Source organism: Rheinheimera sp. A13L, from assembly GCF_000217935.1.
GTDB lineage: Bacteria > Pseudomonadota > Gammaproteobacteria > Enterobacterales > Alteromonadaceae > Pararheinheimera.
Map to the genome: position 1 here is coordinate 61,364 of NZ_AFHI01000002.1, position 16,868 is coordinate 78,231.

Consider the following 16,868-nt stretch of genomic DNA (forward strand, 5'->3'; position numbering starts at 1 on the left):
TTTTATCAGGCCCGGATTTTTTAAGGTGAGGAATGAAATTTACAAGTGTTGAGGAAATACTGGCCGTTAGACAAACCATGCGGAAAATACCACAAACTGCAACTTGCCCATATCACGCCACCTCCGCTGCCACCCGAGCTTCCGCCGCTATCATGGCCGCCACCACCGCCACCACTCGTAGCCTGCTGACTAATGGTTTGCTCATCAATACATGATAAAGATTTAGTTTCCTGACTATTTTTACTAAATACCTCCTTGGCATAGTTAAAACCCCGCATCACTATTGCCGGGTCACCTGCACCATCCCCTGTATTGGTTATAAAATTATAAATACCCTGTTTAACACTGGCATAAGTAAACTTACTCTTATGATCCTGAATAGCCTGGTATCCGGCCGAATAACGTAACGCCAAATCGCCGCTAAAGCCATGCGCCTGCATTATAGCGCCATATAAAAAATTGCCAAAATCAGGGTCCCCCAGCCATGGACTCTCATCAGATTTTACGTCGTAAACACCATCTGTTCTGAGCAGACTGTAAAGTCGTTGGTGAGTAATGGCCGGGTAAGCTACAGCATTGACGGCTAACAGCCATCTGGCCTTATTGCGCCAGCTAATTTCTGTGCGCAAAATATCGTTAATCTTCATTTCAGTGCGAGGTTCACCACGCGAATAAGGTGCTGGCGATGGAGGTCTGTTGGTTGATTTACATTGAATGGCATTAGGCAAGGTAATCTGCCCCAGCGACACAGCACCTGAGGAATAAACAGAGTGCATTGGAGCACTAATTGGAGCTCTATACGGCTGATAACAGGTTTTACTGCCTGTATACCCAAGTGACCTCAAGATGCGAGTTTCAGAGCCGCTGGGCGCTTGCAATGCAAGGCAGCCTGGCGAAGCAATGTCGACTACCTTGTGAGACAGGCTAACACCGCAGTGCAATCGCCCAGCGACTCCCTTCGGGCGGGGCTAAAAGCGCTTTATGCCGCGTTAACTGTTGTCGCTTTAGAACCACTAAAGCTTCCAGCAGCTGCCTTGCCTAAAGCGCTTTTTTCTCCCGCTGAATTCTGCATCTTGAAGTTACTTGGGTATAGATACTCGCAACCTCCATCCGGTGGTGGAAGCTGCGCTGCATTACTTTTAGCTTTGGCTCTTGCAGTCACAGTAATAGTGCTCAGGCCCTGAATTTCACGGTTATTAATAATATGAAAGCTGTAGTCAAGATTATTGCCGTTGGGCGATTTTTTCAGCTTTAGAATGGCCCTGTCGTGATGCTGTAAGGCTACTTTGATAATATCGGGTTCAGAAAACAGCGTTTTACTGTATATCACTGTGCCATTGCCCAGTTGCAATGTCGCGGTATAACCTGCTGCAGCCACAGAGTTTAAGCCAGCAGTTAAATTGTCGGCTGAAAAATAAGTTTCTGTTGAATGCAAATCACGTAATTGAATACAGATTTCGCCATCACTGCGCGAAGCAGTTGACAAGGTAATTTCACTATTTTCCCTTAGTTCGACACAGGATGCCTGTGCGTACCCAATACTTAAAAACGCTAATACCAGAATGATGATGTTTTTAGTCACGTTGTTGACGCTCCTTTTCGCCGGCATTAAAATATTTGTTGCAAATAAAATGCAAATGTTTATTTGTTGATAATAAAAAATAAATTAAAACCTATAATCCCTATCGATTATTCATAGGTACGATCTTAAGCAAGGTATTGATTTTGAAGATGAAAAACTAATAACTTAATGCAGGAGTCTGCTCATATGTATGAGCTTTAGGATTTGAAGAGGTGTTTCATTCGTGATCTAAATGTGTTGGCGCGCCGCTAGTGCCTTTTTAGCTTCTTCAGCTGCTCTTCTGCCAGACGCCGCACTATGCCTATTTCAGGCAGCCATTTCTTTATCCTGGAGTTATGAATTTTTACTTTACACAACTTATTGAGTAACAAAGAAAACAGTTCAGAACTCCAGCGTGAACGCTGAAAGCCGGGAGTCCCAGGCATGTAGTCCCACAAGATGTTCAGGACACCGCAAATCAAACTTTTCGGTTGACGAGGTGGACGACCCACCTTTGGTTTGTGCGCCATCGACCCCGCCAACTTTATACCTGGTTATCCATCAAACAACCGACCAATGTCCCGACTGTAGCAATAGGGCAATTTCGGATTTGGTTTTACTTTTGAACTGCTAGTTAAGCTTTCAGCTGAATAAAGGCTTGTTTAGCTGCTGCTATGGTGTAAGCCAAATCTTCATCAGAATGAGCTATAGACAAGAAGCCTGCTTCATAAGCTGAAGGTGCCAGATAAACGCCTTGCTCTAACATCAGATGGAAGAAGCGTTTAAAGGCAGCGATATCACATTGAGTGGCTTGCTGATAGTTAGTGATCTGCGCTTCATTACTGAAAAACACTCCAAACATACCACCCACCTGAGTGGTCGCCAGCGGTATACCCACTTCTTTGGCTGCCGCTGCTAAACCTTCAATCAACTGCGTGGTTTTGGCTGTTAATACATCGTACACGCCAGGCTTACGGATTTCGGTCAGCGCAGCTAAACCAGCGGCCATAGCAATAGGATTACCTGACAAAGTGCCCGCCTGATAAACGCCGCCTAAAGGTGCTATATGCTGCATGATGTCGCGACGGCCGCCAAAAGCACCAACCGGCATACCACCACCTATAATTTTTCCTAAAGTGGTCAGGTCGGGTTTGATGTTGTAATAAGCCTGAGCGCCACCTAAAGCGACCCGGAATCCTGTCATCACTTCATCAAAAATCAGTACAGCACCGTACTGGTCACACAGTGCCCGTAAACCTTCTAAAAAACCTGGGGCAGGTGGAATACAGTTCATATTGCCTGCAACTGGTTCCACAATAATACAAGCCAGATCAGCACCTTGTTCGGCAAAAATCTGTTTCACCTGCTCTAAGTTATTAAACTCCGCCGTTAAGGTGTATTTGGCAAAATCAGCAGGTACGCCAGGTGAATTAGGCACACCTAAAGTTAAAGCGCCTGAGCCTGCTTTGACCAATAAAGAGTCGGCATGACCGTGGTAACAACCTTCAAATTTTAAAATGCTGTTACGACCGGTAAAACCACGGGCTAAGCGAATAGCGCTCATAGTGGCTTCTGTGCCTGAGCTGACCATACGGACCATTTCCATGCTGGGCACTAATTCACAAATGGTTTCTGCCATAGTGATTTCAGCGGGGCAAGGCGCACCAAAACTTAAGCCTTTTTCAGCGGCTTTTATCACAGCTTCACGGATAGCAGGGTGGTTGTGACCCAGCAACATGGGGCCCCATGAGCCTATGTAGTCGATGTACTTTTTGCCATCGACATCATATAAATAAGCACCGTTGGCGCTGTCGATAAAAACAGGTGTACCGCCGACGCTTTTAAAAGCACGAACCGGAGAATTGACACCACCTGGGATAGTTTTTTGCGCTTGCTGGAATAACTGTTCTGACCTGGACATAGAGGATCCTTAAAACGAAATCTTTAATACTCAATCTTTAAAAGAAAGCCGGGCTCAAAGCCCGACTTAAAGATAAATGTGTTGTGGCTTACTTGTTGCTGTACCAGGGCACTTCACGTTCGTATTTACTGACCAGTTGATCGACACCCAAGGTCAAAGCAAACAATGCCATACGCACTAAAACGCCGTTATCGGCCTGACGGAAAATAGCCAGATGGGGGTTCAGGTTTAAGTCGTTGTCGAGCTCATTGGCTTCAATACGCGAATCCCGTGGCAAAGGATGCATAATCACAGTATTGGATTTACAGTGTTTAGTATAAATATCCTGATTTAAGCGAAACTTACCACGGTATTTATTGGCTTCTTCCTGCGAAGGAAAACGCTCTTCCTGAATACGGGTTTGATAAACAATATCAGCGTTTAAGTTGCCAGCCAGTTGATCCGTCACTGTGACTCTGTGGCCTGCGTTTTCAATGAGCGAGACAATATCGTCCGGCATCGCCAGCTCATTGGGCGCTATTAGAGTGAACTGAATGTTTTTATACAAAGCCAGTAATTTGGATAACGAGTGTACTGTACGGCCAAACTTTAAATCACCAATCATGGCGATATGCATACCGTCTATCGGCTGCTGTGACGCCGCCAGTTCTTTTTCTATGGTAAATAAATCCAGCAAAGCCTGAGTCGGGTGTTCGTTGGCACCGTCACCGCCGTTTAATACCGGCACCCGGCTGCCTTCTGCGAATTCAGCCACAGAACCTGCCTGCGGATGGCGCATCGCAATCACATCGCTGTAGCTGCTGATCACCCTGGCTGTATCAAACAAAGATTCACCTTTAGACAAGGCGGAAGATTGCATACCTGTGGTTTCGCGAACTTCGCCACCCAATAAGTTAAAAGCACAACCAAAGCTGACCCGGGTTCTGGTGCTGGGCTCAAAAAACAGGTTACCTAAAATGGCACCGTCGAGCACTGTAGTGCGCTTCTGGCGTTTGGCATAAGGTTCCATGCTGCGGGCAATATCAAATACCTGCTGAATTTTGTCGCGGTCAAACTGTTTGACTGAGAGGATATGTTCGCCTTTAAAACTCATACTGGATGCTCATCTGCTAGAGGTTGCGGGGGCGCCGGAACTGGCTGAAAGTCGGCGCGTATCATAGCAAATAAGCCGCTTAAAATCAGCCTAGAGCGGCTTCAAAATCGCCAGAAAAATAATGGCAAAGAGTAACAGCACCGGGAACTCGTTAAAGAGGCGGTAAAATCTGCTGCTTTTAGTGTTTTTGCCCTGTTTAAAATCGCTTAACAGCTTAAAACAGTAGCCGTGATAAATATAAAGCAGAATCACCAATATAAGTTTGTAATGCAGCCAGCTACTGACTGCAAACCAGGCTGCACCGTACAGATGAATCAGCCATAACCCAAACACCAGTGTCAGCGCCGCAAAAGGTGTGACGAAATAAAGCAATCGCCTTTCCATCACTTTAAATTGGGCATCTACGGCCTGGTCTTTGGTTTGTGCGTGATAGACAAAAAGCCGCGGCAGATAAAAAATTCCGGCAAACCAGGCCACCATAAAACTGACATGCAAAGCTTTAATCACAAGTAATGTATTCATCAGATTAAATTATTCTGTTTAGTTAAAAGGGCGCGGACCTGTTCCCAGCGGATCAGACCCAGCAGTTGTTCAGGCTGTTGTGGGTCGTAAATATAGACTACACCGCCTTTTTGTTCGTCCAGAAGAGTATGTACTTCAGCCATAGTGGCCTGATGACTTACCCCCTGTAGTGGCAGATGCAATAAAGTCGACTGGCCTGTCATGGATGCGTCCAGATCATAATCGATCAGCAGGAAAGGCTGTTCAGGATTGTCTGTTTTCTGGATCAGTAACTGGTGAGCGGGTTTGTCGGCCAAAATAGGTTCAATTTTGTCTTGTTCCGAGGCAGACAGCATCACATATTCTTTATCCAGCATCGCCAGCACACCGACTTTTTGCAGCACATCGTCTGCTGGTGCCAGTTTATAAGGCAGTTGTTGCAGTTCCAGCTGCAATACAAAAATGGATTTGTTTTTAAACAGCTGCACTGTAGTGACATAAGCGCAGGTAATCACCAGCATAGCCGGCACTATAATATCCGGGTTGTAAGACAGCTCCATCACAGCCACTAAAGCAGCCAAAGGCGCATGTAAAGTGGCAGCCATAAAACCTGCCATACCTAAAGTGGCGTAAGTGCCGGATAAACTGGCATCTCCTGACACAAACACAGGTAAAAAGGCCAATAAAGTACCGGCCAGAATACCGATACCAAAAACAGGGCCAATGACACCACCGGGCACGGCCAGACCTACAGCCACTACGGTCAATAGAAATTTCGCCATTAATATAGTCAGCAATAACCAGAACTCAGTGGAAGCGGTCACAGCATAAAATATGGCCCCGGTTTCAGCACCCATAGCCTGAGGAACCAGATGACCTACTGCTGCTGTAATAGCTGCTGCGAGCAATAACTTCAGCGCTAAATGCCATTTCTGGAACCATTTTAAAATACGCCAGATACTCTGGTTAAACATATAAGCAGCAGCACCTATGGCAATACCACAAAGCACCAAATAAGGCAGATGCCAGCCACTGATAGAGACAATTTTTAAAGCCGCCAGATCATTGCCCATACCAAAAACGCCACGGGTCAGCAAAGCGCCGACCACAGAAGCCAGCATCACAGGCACAAAGACATGAATACGATATTCCCGCAGTACCACTTCCATCACAAAGATCACTGCAGCTAAAGGAGTGTTAAATGAAGCCGAGATAGCAGCAGCTATACCACAACCTGCCAGAATGCGGATGCTGTTGTACGGCAGGCGCAGATACTGCCCAAGCAAGCCGGCACCAAAAGCACCTAAATGCACAGAAGGGCCTTCGCGGCCCACAGAAAAACCGCTGGTCAGCGCGATGATGCCGCCAAAAAACTGGTTAAAGGTATTCCAGAAGGGCATCACCCCATAGCGGGTTTTTATGCGGTGGATCACATAGGCTATGCCCATCCGGTAATGTGAAAGCCCAACCAGCATAGCCATAATGCTGATCAGAATGGCGGCAATAAAAGGCAAGGCCCAGCGATAGCCTTCAGCTATACCGGAAAAATCATCAGTGCGTTCTAAAAAGAAACTTTGGATGCCAATAATAGTCAGACGGAACAGCAGAATGATTGATGCAGCCAAAAAACCTGCCACTATGGCCAGCAGGCAGAGTTGTACTGACGTAAGAGGGAAAGCTAACCGAAGTCGTAATTTTGCTTGCCAGTCTGCTGGTAGTAACATGCTATAGTGTCTGAGTCTGGGATAGGCAAAGTGTAACATAACTATTTGAGTAGGTTGATGAATCGTATGCAGTTTATGCTCTGGCTCAAACGCAGCTGGAGACTGGTGTTGGTAACCGCAGGCCTGATGGGGCTTGCTGCTTTGGCCGGGCAGTTGTTTGGCAATTATTATTATGTAAAACAAGTGAATGTGCTGTCGTCCAAACTGGAGGAAAGTCAGAAAAAAACCAACAGTCTGACAGCCGACCTGAATGAGCAGTTAAAACAAAATGATTATTTAACGGCTGAACTGGCGGTAGAAAAAAGTGCCGGGCAGTTGATCCAGCAAGAGCTGAAAACTGAACAGCAAAAGCTGTTTGATACCCGTAAAGAACTGGCTTTTTATCAGCGTATTATTTCTCCTGAATTGCAGGCGGATAGCCTGATTATTGACAGCTTCAGCATCAGTCCGGGCGCGTCGCCGACTAAATACAGATTTAATCTGGTGCTTATTCAGCAGGATAAACAACGTAACTTTGCTAAGGGCTCTGTCGACTTGAAATTGCACGGATTTAGCGGTGAGAAACGAGACACAGTGGACTTGTTGCAGTTGGCTGGATTCAATAAAAGTGACAAAGCTTTTAGCTTTAAATATTTCCAGATCATCGAAGGTGAGTTTTCTTTGCCAGAAGGCTTTAAACCAGAAAAAGTGGATGTGGCATTAAAGGTTGCCGCAGCCCGTTCGGCTAAGTCAGCCAAGGTCGATAAGAGCTTTTTCTGGCCAACCGAACAGCCCGGCGAAATACTTGAATAAATTAGTCAGGTATTAGATAATCCGCGCCCAGTTATACCGGAGGACATATGTCAGAGTTACAGCTTCCTATTCAGTTTACCGACGCTGCCGCCAATAAAGTATTGGCTTTAGTCACCGAAGAGGAAAACCCTGAGTTAAAACTTCGGGTTTATATTACAGGTGGTGGTTGTTCAGGCTTCCAGTACGGTTTTACTTTTGATGAAAAAGTAAACGAAGGTGATCTGGTGGTCGAAAAAAATGGCGTGATTATGGTGGTAGACCCAATGAGTCTGCAGTATCTGGCCGGTGGTGTAGTGGATTACACTGATGGTCTGCAAGGTAGCCGTTTTATTGTGCAAAACCCCAATGCAACTACAACCTGTGGTTGCGGATCCAGTTTCTCCGTTTAGTCTATTCATAACAGTGCGACTTAGAAAGAGGCTTCTGCAGTGCAGAGGCCTTTTTAGTTTTTGCGTCATAAAAAACTTCATTCAGCTACCAGTCAGACCTGTTGTGGAAACATGGCTGATAGTTGCTTGCATTGGGCACTGTAGTGTAAGCAAAATTGTTCGTTCCCGTTATTTGAACGGAACGATTAACCGACAAAAATCAGAGATAAGTGGCTATTTTTTCAACCATGTAACTATACGCTCTGAACAAGCTATGGTTTAATGAAAAGCTTTTTTTGCTTATTGGGACATTCCCATAAGCTTTTGGATTTTTTTTGGCAGGAAGTTTAAGTCGTAAACAGAAGGCGTTCGCACGCCGGGAGAACAACAAATGAAAGGTACTAAAAGCGTTATTTCAGATGAGAATAAAAGATTGTGTGTATGGCTGAAGCGTCAGCGTCAGGAAAAAGGCCATACCATGCGTAGTTTGTCTGAAATTTTAGGCACTCCGCACTCTTTTATCGGTAAGGTGGAGAATCAGGAACGTCGTCTTGATGTTGTTGAATACGTTCGTTATTGCCAGGCTCTGGCCATAGATCCTATGGATGGGTTAAAGCAAGTTCTGATTGAAGCCTAATCCGCTTTTATCTGAAAAAAAACGCCGCATTAGTGCGGCGTTTTTTTGATCAGTACTAAACAGAGCACTATAGCTGGGATCCCCAATAGCGCTGTCATGATAAAGAAGGCCTGATAGTCCATCACTTCTACCCAGCCACCAGAAAACCCGCCAAGGAACTTAGGCAATAACAACATCAGGGAACTAAACAAAGCATATTGTGTAGCGGTAAAAGCTAAGTTAACCAGCGAAGACAAGTAAGCAATAAAAGCACTGGTTGCTATACCAGCGCTTAAATTATCAGCAGAGATCACTGCGACTAAGAGTGGAATGTTGTGGCCCTGGGTACTCAGGTAACAATAAAGCAAATTGGTACATGCGCTCAGCACCGCACCTAACAACAATATGCGTAAAATGCCAAAGCTGTTGATCAGCAAACCACCCAAAGCTGCTCCAAGTAAGGTCATCAGTACACCAAATACTTTAGATACGCTGGCTACTTCCTCTTTAGTGAACCCCATATCAACATAAAACACATTGGCCATCACCCCCATGACCACGTCGGAGACGCGATAGCAGGCGATTAAACTCAGGATCAATAAGGCATTCAGGCCGTGACGGGCAAAGAAGTCTACAAAAGGGCCTACCACTGCTACCTTGAGCCAATTCAGTATTTTTTGGCTGACGGAGCTCTTTGCCGTGTCGATATGGATTTGCTGTTCAACAACAGGTTCAGGAGAGAGCAGGGTCGTCAGTAAACCCAAGGCCATACAGCCTGCCATCACCAGATAGGTGGATTGCCAGGCGTCCAGATCGTAACCTGTCTCAGTAGTGCTGAATAAAGCAGCTATCCATAAAGTACCGGCTGATGAGAAAATCATCGCCAGTCGATAACCTGCCAGATAAGCTGCTGCCATTACGGCCTGCAAACGTTCTGGTGCAGCTTCAATACGGTAGGCATCTATAGTGATGTCCTGTGTGGCTGAAGCTATCGCCAGTAACACCGCACACAATGCCATCCACTTCAGCTCTGTTTGTGGGTCCATACTGGCCATTAAAAGTACGGCCAGAATGATCAGGCTTTGTGACAATAGTAGCCAGCTGCGCCGACGTCCGAGCCATTGTTTCAAACCAGGTAAGCTTAAATGGTCTATCAAAGGTGACCAGATAAACTTGATCGCGTAGACCATAATTACCCAACTGAAGTAACCTATCTGTTCACGTGATACTCCAGCCTCTCTGAGCCAGAAGGACAAGACTCCAAACACCAGCATTAGCGGCAAGCCGCCGGAGAAACCCAGAATAAAAATGGTTAGTACCCGACGCTGGCAGTACAGTTGTAATGAGGAGAAAAAAGCAGCAATAGCAGACAAGACGGCGGTCCGAGCAGGAATAAATGAGATCAGCTTACAGCTTCAATAAATTAGATCAAGGCCTTACACCGACACAATAGCAGGGTAACTGACCATAACCATGCAAAAAGCTCAGGCAATACTGCAACTCGCGCCTTAGTCTGAGGTTTTGCTTCAATTCAGGCTCCGACCAGTATTCAATCTGGTAGAGCAAATGCCAAAACACCTGCTCACGCAAAGTTTCAGGCCGCCAGCTTCTGACACGAAACTGTGACCATTCCTCCAGCGTATCCCAGACAAACAAGTGCAGTTCGCTGTGGGGCAGACGGCCCCGCAGGAAACGGGAAAGATAATAAATCAGCTGACGTGATTTTTGTTCAATAAAGGGCTCTAACATAGGTCTGATCCCTGTCAGAGCTGGCACCATGCCAGCTCTGTGCGCTCAGAGCTAGTATAGTCAGGCTTTATTGTTCTGGCTGTAAAATCACTTGTTTTAAGATAATTGGCTGTTTGGGTACGTTTTGCCAGCCGGTTTTCTCATCGGTATGGGTTTCCAGCAGTTTGATCTTTTCCAGCACTTCAAAGCCATCCTGGATCTGACCAAAGACTGTGTACCCCCAGCTTCTGCCTGGATCTAAACTGGTATTGTCATTGAGGTTAAAAAAGAACTGACTGGTTGCACTATGGGGATCGTTATTCCTCGCCATAGCTATACTGCCAAACTGATTTTTAGCGCCATTACCTGATTCATTAAATACAGCAGGGAATTCGTCTATAGGTGCCAAATCAGGTTTATAACCGCCACCCTGGATCACAAATTCTGGTTCAAGACGATGAAAAACCGTATTGTCATAGGCTTTGGTATTGACGTAACTCAGGAAGTTATTAACCGCCAAAGGGGCTCTGGTTCTGTCCAGTTCAACAGTGATATCACCCACTGAAGTCACCAGTTTTACTTTAGGAAACAGATTATCTTGCTGTACGTATTTACCCGTTGGTTTTTTCATATCCACCGCAGCTAAAGCAGATACAGAAAACAGCGCAAGCAAAGTGAAAGTAATCAGACGCATCACTTAGCCCTTCACGTAAGAATGCCAGCTGCTGTCGTTCAGCAGTTCAGCCAGCACTTGTTCAGTTAATACCCGTAATTTCACTTCCGCCGCAGCGTTGTCTAATTTAAATGGGCCAGAGAAGCTGCTTTTGCCTGCATAAACTTTATCAAAAGATCCATTGTGGTTTTGAATAGCGATACGAAGCTCCACATCGTTTTTCACCACGTGTTCCACTGTGCGCTGGTCGGCATCAGCAGATAGCTTCAGGATCTGAATGGTCATAGTAGTCACACTGCTGGAGGTTAATTTAGCACCCTGTGCTGTCATTGCATCCGACAAGGTGGATTCTAACTGTTGAGCCAGATTATTACTGGTTGGCATACTGGTGACTGCTGTGCCTTTACGTAAAAATAAAGTTTGGTCAGATGGACGCTGATCGACCACTGTTAACACAAACTCGGCACCTGACAGCGATTTGCTTTGATTCCAGAACACTTGAGGTGTGACTAAAAAAGAAGATGAAGTGCTGCTGCAGGCAGCTAAAGCCAGGCTGAAAGCCACTAATACAAAGCGCATAGTTATTTCCTTTTGGTTGATTCGAGGATCACAAATTTGTTGTTGCTGGCAATATGGCGGCAGCCACCCAACAATACCGTCATTTTTTCGTAATAAGGCAAATGTCTGTTCGCCACAATACGTAATTTTCCACCGGCTTTTAAACAACGTTTGGCATCGTTAAACATTTGCCATGCAATATGTTCTGTCACCGCCTGTTGCTGATGAAAAGGGGGATTACAGATCACATAGTCCAGACTCTGATCGGCCTGGCTGGCTAAACAGTCGTCTGTTCTGAACTCGCACTGAGACATTAGTTCAGGTGCATTTAATTCGACTGATGCTTTGGATGACTCTACAGCCATGCAGGAGTCATCGGTAAAAATAACTTTAGCTTCAGGTTGTTGTTTTAATAAGGCTAAACCCAGCACTCCATTACCGCAGCCTAAATCGGCCACTAAAGCGCCGGCATCCAGTACTGGTAGATGTTCCAGCAGGAAACGCGCACCTATGTCCAGTTGCTCTTTGGCAAACACATTGGCGTGATTGACCAGCCTGAGCTGATAATCAGGCAACTCCCACTGAATAGGGTAGGTAAAAGCCCTGGCTTCACCACGAGGCGAACAATGAATAGTCCGGCATTTTTTCTGGGCCAGTGAGGCCTGAGTTGGGCCCAATTCCTGTTCAAAAATGGCCAGCAAGTTTTTATGAATATCTTTGGCTTTGGCTGCAGCGATAATAATAGTGTCGGGCCGGACCACCTGGCTCAATTGCTGTAACATGAAGCGCAGGTAACCATGATTGTTGGGGACTTTTAACAGAACCAGATCCAAATCGGCAGGCAAAGCCGTAACACTGTCAATAAAACAGACGCTATCTGCGGATAAGCCGTTTTGTTGTCTGTTATGCACTGTGGCTTGCTGGCTTAACACAGAGTCGTTTTGCTGACTGTGTGGGTAGTCACCTAAAGCACAGGACAAAGCGCCAAACAGATCGTGCATCACCAGCACTTTCAGGCCAGCGCGCTCATTGAGCAAAGGCAGCGCCTGCTGCAACAGCAATTCATCTGCTGCATCCCAGGCTTGCAGGCTGCGATTGCTTTGCCCCAGTGGTAATCTGTCCAGCTGCAGTTGCTTGTCAGCGACGGTAAAAATAGTATTCATGCCATTCAACTTAAAGAAGAGAAGGTTGTATTTTGACACGAGCACACCAGAGCGACAACCATGGATCGTTGCAACACTTTGTATTACCAGATGCGGAGTTGCTATTTTGGCTTGAATGGCTGCCGCCAGCGCAGGCAGAGCGCTGTTATCAGCAATTAGCGCATGAACTTAACTGGCAACAGCCCGCGATAAAAATCTTTGGCAAGGCGGTGCTTATTCCAAGGCAACAGGTATGGATGGGCGATCCGCACTGCAGCTACAAATATTCAGGCGTGCTGTTTGAACCTGAACCCTGGCATCCGCTGGTAAAGCAATTAACAGACCGGGTCAATCAAGCGTGTCAGAGCCAGTTTAATACTGTGTTGCTGAACTGGTATGCTGATGGCCAGCAACATATGGGCTGGCATAGTGATGATGAACCTGAACTTGGGAATAATCCGCATATTGCATCCTTAAGTTTGGGGCAAAAGCGCTTTTTTGATTTAAAACACAAAAGCTTAGGTACACAGCTAAAGCTGGAACTTGCTCATGGGTCCTTATTGCTTATGGCAGGTCCATGCCAGGCAAACTGGCAACACAGAGTACCAAAAATGGCAGCGGCGACAGAGGGACGCATAAACCTGACTTTCCGTGAAATCAAGCAAAAAACAACTTAATTATATTTTCTCTATGGCAGCAGTCGCTTAGCAGGTTTTCCTTCACTTTTGCAAAAAAGCGGGCTGACAAGGCGCATTGCCTTAACTAGAGTAGAGGTGAGGGAGCAATAAAAGGGTTCAGCTATGTTGGTTCATACCGCAATAGAACAGAAGTTATTGAGCGCATTTGATCCTGTGTTCCTTGACGTGGTCAATGAAAGCCATATGCACAGTGTGGCACCGGGTTCTGAATCACATTTTAAAGTTGTGATAGTGACAGATGCCTTTAATGGCATGAGATTGTTAAACCGCCACAGAGCAGTGAATGCGATAGTGGCCGAGGAGCTAGCCGAAAAAATTCATGCTTTAGCTTTGCATACTTATACGCCTGGTGAATGGTACGAGTATTACGCCGAAAAACCACCGGCTTCGCCAAAATGTTTTGGTGGCAGTAAAAGAGAAAAAACTGCCTTGCCGGAATCCTGAGATCCTACTTAGTTAAAGCGTCGTAAGACGCTTTAACTTTATCTGCAGCTGTAATTTGCATTGTTCATCCTGTTTCAGATCGAACTAAGTTCTTGTTTTTGAATGCTCACTACTGCTATTTTTGCTGATCAGACCTGTTTTTTAAGCTAACGGCTTAAACTAGCTGACAATTTTCAACCAACAATAGGTTTTGTTATGGTTATCCAACCTAAAATTCGTGGTTTTATTTGCACTAACGCTCATCCGGTCGGTTGTGCTGCTCATGTGCAAGAACAAATTGATTATGTCAAAGCCCAGGGGCCAGTGGCCGGTGGTCCAAAAAACGTATTAGTGATCGGTGCTTCAACAGGTTATGGCCTGGCGTCCCGCATTACATCAGCATTTGCATCTGGCGCTAAAACCTTAGGTATCTTTTTTGAAAAAGAACCGACAGAAGGCAAAACGGCTTCAGCCGGTTGGTACAATACTGTGGCTTTTGAACAAGCTGCTGCCGCCGAAGGTTTATGGAATAAGCATCTGAACGGTGATGCTTTTACTGACGAGCTAAAGTCTCAGGCTATTGATTTAATCCGTCGTGAGATGGGGAAAATTGATTTAGTGGTATACAGCCTGGCTGCACCACGTCGTAAAGATCCGGTGACTGGCGAAGTGTACAGCTCCGTCTTAAAACCAATAGCACAGGCATACACAGCCAAGACGTTAAACACCAGCAAACGTGAAATTGAAAGCGTTTCTGTTGAACCTGCATCTGATGAAGAAATCTTCAATACTGTGAAAGTCATGGGTGGTGAAGACTGGGAACGCTGGTTGGATCAATTGCATGCAGCTGGTGTGTTGGCTGAAGGTTGCCAGACCGTTGCCTACACTTACATTGGTAAAGAACTGACCTGGCCTATCTATGGCAAAGCCACTATCGGCAAAGCCAAAGAAGATTTAGATCGTGCTGCTACTGCTATTACGCAAAAACTGGATTCGGTTGCTGGTCACGCTTATGTGGCTTCATTAAAAGCCTTAGTAACACAAGCCAGTTCTGCTATTCCTATTATGCCGCTGTATATTTCCCTGTTGTACCGCGTGATGAAAGCCGAAGGCACTCATGAAGGTTGTATCGAACAGATTTATGGTTTGTTCCAGCAGGCGCTTTACAACAACAGCCGTACTTTAGATGAAGGCGGTCGTCTGCGTATGGATGGCAAAGAATTGTCTGAGCATATTCAGTCTGCAGTAAAAGACTTATGGGGCCAGGTGACGACTGAAAACATTGATGATCTGACTGACTACAAAGGTTATCACAATGAATTCCTGCGCTTGTTCGGTTTTGGCTATGGCCATGTTGATTATAGCGCCGATGTGCAGGCTTTATTGCCGCTGAAAAATTTGGTGCAATAACTTTGAAAAGCCGCTTAATGCGGCTTTTTCTTCAAATAAGCTTTGGTTTTTGGCGAATTTAACTGAATTTGAAACCATTGCAGCAACAGACAAAAGGCAAAGTTAAAAAACTTGGCTACACTGAGCTTCAGTCGGCTGAAATGCCGGATAATTTTGTTGATTAACATAGATAGCACTTATGTTTAGTGCTAGAATCCGCGACTTTGGTATGTGTGTCCGCCACCTGCAACAGCGGTTAGGCTGTTGAGGTCCCGGATGCTACGCGCGGCGAGCAGCCGATAAAACCAGGCCCTGTTTCTTCCCGTTAAAAAGTGCAAGTACGTATGATAAAAATCAAAAAAGGATTGGACATTCCCCTCTCGGGCAGTCCCAAACAAGACATACATGATGGCCCGTCCATCAAACACGTTGCTGTACTTGGCGAAGAGTACGTCGGTATGCGTCCTACAATGCTGGTAGAGGTTGGGGATCGTGTGAAAAAAGGTCAGGCTCTTTTTGAAGATAAAAAGAATCCTGGCGTATTTTTCACGGCGTCTGTTGCCGGTACAGTGAAAGAAATCAACCGCGGTGCTAAGCGTGTGTTGCAGTCTGTTGTGATTGAAGCTGAAGGTGACGATTTTGTTGCTTTTGATTCATTCACCGCTGCAGAACTGGCTTCGTTAACTGTTGAACAAGTGAAGAAGAACTTAACAGGTTCAGGTTTGTGGACTGCATTACGCACCAGACCATTCAGCACTTCGCCAGCTGTTGACAGCACGCCACGAGCTATTTTCGTCACTGCTATGGATACCAATCCATTAGCTGCTGATCCGACAGTAGTGATAGCGCAGCGCAGTGCAGACTTCAGCAATGGTTTAACAGTGTTATCCCGTTTGTCTGACAAAGTCTACCTGTGTAAAAAGGCGGGTGCCTCAATTCCTTCAGTTCCTGCTGTGCAGGTTGAAGAGTTCGACGGTCCACACCCTGCTGGTTTACCAGGCACTCATATTCACTTCCTTGATCCAGTGAGCATCAAAAAAGTGGTATGGCATATTAACTACCAGGATGTTATCGCTATTGGTGCACTTTTCACTTCAGGTCAACTGAATGCTGAACGTGTGATCTCATTAGCCGGTCCTGTAGTGAAAAATCCACGTTTGCTGAAAACTATTGCTGGTGCATCTCTTGCTGAACTGACTGCAGGTGAGCTACAGGATGGTCAGAACCGTATTATTTCCGGTTCTGTATTAGCAGGTGCTGCAGCCAGTGGTGTTCACGGTTATTTAGGCCGTTTCCACAATCAGGTGTCTGTATTGGCTGAAGGCTACGACAAAGAGTTTTTAGGCTGGGTTATGCCTGGTTCTGACAAATTCTCAGTCACCCGTGCTTATTTATCGCATTTAAATCCTAAGCGTCTGTTTAATATGACCACTACGACCAATGGTTCATCACGGGCTATGGTTCCTATCGGAAACTATGAGCGTGTTATGCCACTGGATATTCTGCCTACTCTGTTGTTACGTGACCTGTTGGTTGCTGATTCAGATGGTGCGGTCTCTTTAGGTTGTTTAGAGCTGGATGAAGAAGATTTGGCATTATGTACCTTTGTTTGCCCTGGTAAATATGACTATGGCGTAGCATTGCGTGAGTGCCTGACGACGATCCAGAAGGAAGGCTAAAA

Annotated in this window: 19 protein-coding genes; 7 read left to right on the forward strand and 12 right to left on the reverse strand. The window is 45.8% G+C overall.

Features of this window, described 5'->3' with window-relative positions:
- Window positions 1-20 precede the first annotated feature (20 nt).
- From RHEIN_RS01745 to RHEIN_RS01775, 6 genes are all read right to left on the reverse strand, one after another.
- Window positions 21-776, reverse strand: coding sequence for a polymorphic toxin type 44 domain-containing protein (locus RHEIN_RS01745; protein WP_008897251.1), 756 nt, complete (start codon window positions 774-776; stop codon window positions 21-23).
- A 203-nt stretch (window positions 777-979) separates the two neighbouring features.
- A complete protein-coding gene (locus RHEIN_RS01750) occupies window positions 980-1,582 on the reverse strand; it encodes a hypothetical protein (protein ID WP_008897252.1) in 603 nt (200 codons plus the stop codon).
- Between the two features lie 613 nt (window positions 1,583-2,195).
- Window positions 2,196-3,482, reverse strand: coding sequence for a glutamate-1-semialdehyde 2,1-aminomutase (hemL, locus tag RHEIN_RS01760; RefSeq protein WP_008897254.1), 1,287 nt, complete (start codon window positions 3,480-3,482; stop codon window positions 2,196-2,198).
- 88 nt (window positions 3,483-3,570) lie between these two features.
- Window positions 3,571-4,575, reverse strand: a complete 1,005-nt coding sequence (locus RHEIN_RS01765) for an aspartate carbamoyltransferase (RefSeq protein ID WP_008897255.1) — start codon at window positions 4,573-4,575, stop codon at window positions 3,571-3,573.
- Between the two features lie 90 nt (window positions 4,576-4,665).
- Window positions 4,666-5,097, reverse strand: a complete 432-nt coding sequence (locus tag RHEIN_RS01770) for a CopD family protein (protein WP_008897256.1) — start codon at window positions 5,095-5,097, stop codon at window positions 4,666-4,668.
- Window positions 5,097-6,800: a chloride channel protein gene (locus RHEIN_RS01775; protein ID WP_040554274.1), complete on the reverse strand. Its 1,704-nt coding sequence runs from the start codon at window positions 6,798-6,800 to the stop codon at window positions 5,097-5,099. The genes RHEIN_RS01770 and RHEIN_RS01775 overlap by 1 nt, the downstream gene beginning before the upstream one ends.
- A 57-nt stretch (window positions 6,801-6,857) precedes the next feature.
- Here RHEIN_RS01775 and RHEIN_RS01780 point away from each other — a divergent pair, with 57 nt between their 5' ends.
- The 3 genes from RHEIN_RS01780 (at window position 6,858) to RHEIN_RS01790 (ending at window position 8,597) form a co-directional block, all read left to right on the forward strand.
- Window positions 6,858-7,592, forward strand: coding sequence for a DUF6776 family protein (locus RHEIN_RS01780; RefSeq protein ID WP_008897258.1), 735 nt, complete (start codon window positions 6,858-6,860; stop codon window positions 7,590-7,592).
- Between the two features lie 47 nt (window positions 7,593-7,639).
- The gene (erpA, locus tag RHEIN_RS01785) at window positions 7,640-7,981 is read left to right on the forward strand and encodes an iron-sulfur cluster insertion protein ErpA (protein WP_008897259.1); all 342 of its coding nucleotides are present in this window, start codon (window positions 7,640-7,642) and stop codon (window positions 7,979-7,981) included.
- 370 nt (window positions 7,982-8,351) lie between these two features.
- Entirely contained in the window at window positions 8,352-8,597 is a 246-nt protein-coding gene (locus RHEIN_RS01790; protein ID WP_008897260.1) for a helix-turn-helix domain-containing protein, read from the forward strand.
- Between the two features lie 29 nt (window positions 8,598-8,626).
- Here the strand turns inward: RHEIN_RS01790 and RHEIN_RS01795 are convergent, their stop codons facing one another.
- The 5 genes from RHEIN_RS01795 to RHEIN_RS01815 form a co-directional block, all read right to left on the reverse strand.
- On the reverse strand, window positions 8,627-9,949 hold the full coding sequence (locus tag RHEIN_RS01795; RefSeq protein ID WP_008897261.1) for an AmpG family muropeptide MFS transporter: 1,323 nt from the start codon (window positions 9,947-9,949) through the stop codon (window positions 8,627-8,629).
- A 55-nt stretch (window positions 9,950-10,004) separates the two neighbouring features.
- Complete coding sequence (locus RHEIN_RS01800; RefSeq protein ID WP_040554291.1) at window positions 10,005-10,325, reverse strand: hypothetical protein; 321 nt, start codon at window positions 10,323-10,325, stop codon at window positions 10,005-10,007.
- 67 nt (window positions 10,326-10,392) lie between these two features.
- A complete protein-coding gene (locus RHEIN_RS01805) occupies window positions 10,393-10,998 on the reverse strand; it encodes a peptidylprolyl isomerase (RefSeq protein ID WP_008897263.1) in 606 nt (201 codons plus the stop codon).
- Window positions 10,999-11,001: 3 nt separating this feature from the next.
- A complete protein-coding gene (locus tag RHEIN_RS01810; protein WP_008897264.1) occupies window positions 11,002-11,556 on the reverse strand; it encodes a YajG family lipoprotein in 555 nt (184 codons plus the stop codon).
- Window positions 11,557-11,558: 2 nt separating this feature from the next.
- Window positions 11,559-12,698 (reverse strand): methyltransferase, encoded by a 1,140-nt coding sequence (locus tag RHEIN_RS01815; protein ID WP_008897265.1) that lies wholly within the window; start codon window positions 12,696-12,698, stop codon window positions 11,559-11,561.
- 32 nt (window positions 12,699-12,730) lie between these two features.
- Between RHEIN_RS01815 and RHEIN_RS01820 the strand changes: the two genes are divergently transcribed.
- From RHEIN_RS01820 to fabV, 3 genes are all read left to right on the forward strand, one after another.
- Window positions 12,731-13,354, forward strand: a complete 624-nt coding sequence (locus tag RHEIN_RS01820; RefSeq protein ID WP_008897266.1) for an alpha-ketoglutarate-dependent dioxygenase AlkB family protein — start codon at window positions 12,731-12,733, stop codon at window positions 13,352-13,354.
- Window positions 13,355-13,477: 123 nt separating this feature from the next.
- Complete coding sequence (locus RHEIN_RS01825) at window positions 13,478-13,819, forward strand: BolA family protein (protein ID WP_008897267.1); 342 nt, start codon at window positions 13,478-13,480, stop codon at window positions 13,817-13,819.
- Window positions 13,820-14,014: 195 nt separating this feature from the next.
- Window positions 14,015-15,208: an enoyl-ACP reductase FabV gene (fabV, locus tag RHEIN_RS01830; protein ID WP_008897268.1), complete on the forward strand. Its 1,194-nt coding sequence runs from the start codon at window positions 14,015-14,017 to the stop codon at window positions 15,206-15,208.
- A 14-nt stretch (window positions 15,209-15,222) separates the two neighbouring features.
- On the opposite strand, the gene RHEIN_RS21015 is transcribed toward fabV, so the two are convergent.
- The gene (locus RHEIN_RS21015) at window positions 15,223-15,375 is read right to left on the reverse strand and encodes a hypothetical protein (protein ID WP_158005460.1); all 153 of its coding nucleotides are present in this window, start codon (window positions 15,373-15,375) and stop codon (window positions 15,223-15,225) included.
- 156 nt (window positions 15,376-15,531) lie between these two features.
- On the opposite strand from RHEIN_RS21015, the gene RHEIN_RS01835 reads away from it, so the two are divergent.
- Window positions 15,532-16,866, forward strand: a complete 1,335-nt coding sequence (locus RHEIN_RS01835; RefSeq protein ID WP_008897269.1) for a Na(+)-translocating NADH-quinone reductase subunit A — start codon at window positions 15,532-15,534, stop codon at window positions 16,864-16,866.
- The last annotated feature ends 2 nt before the right edge of the window (window positions 16,867-16,868 follow it).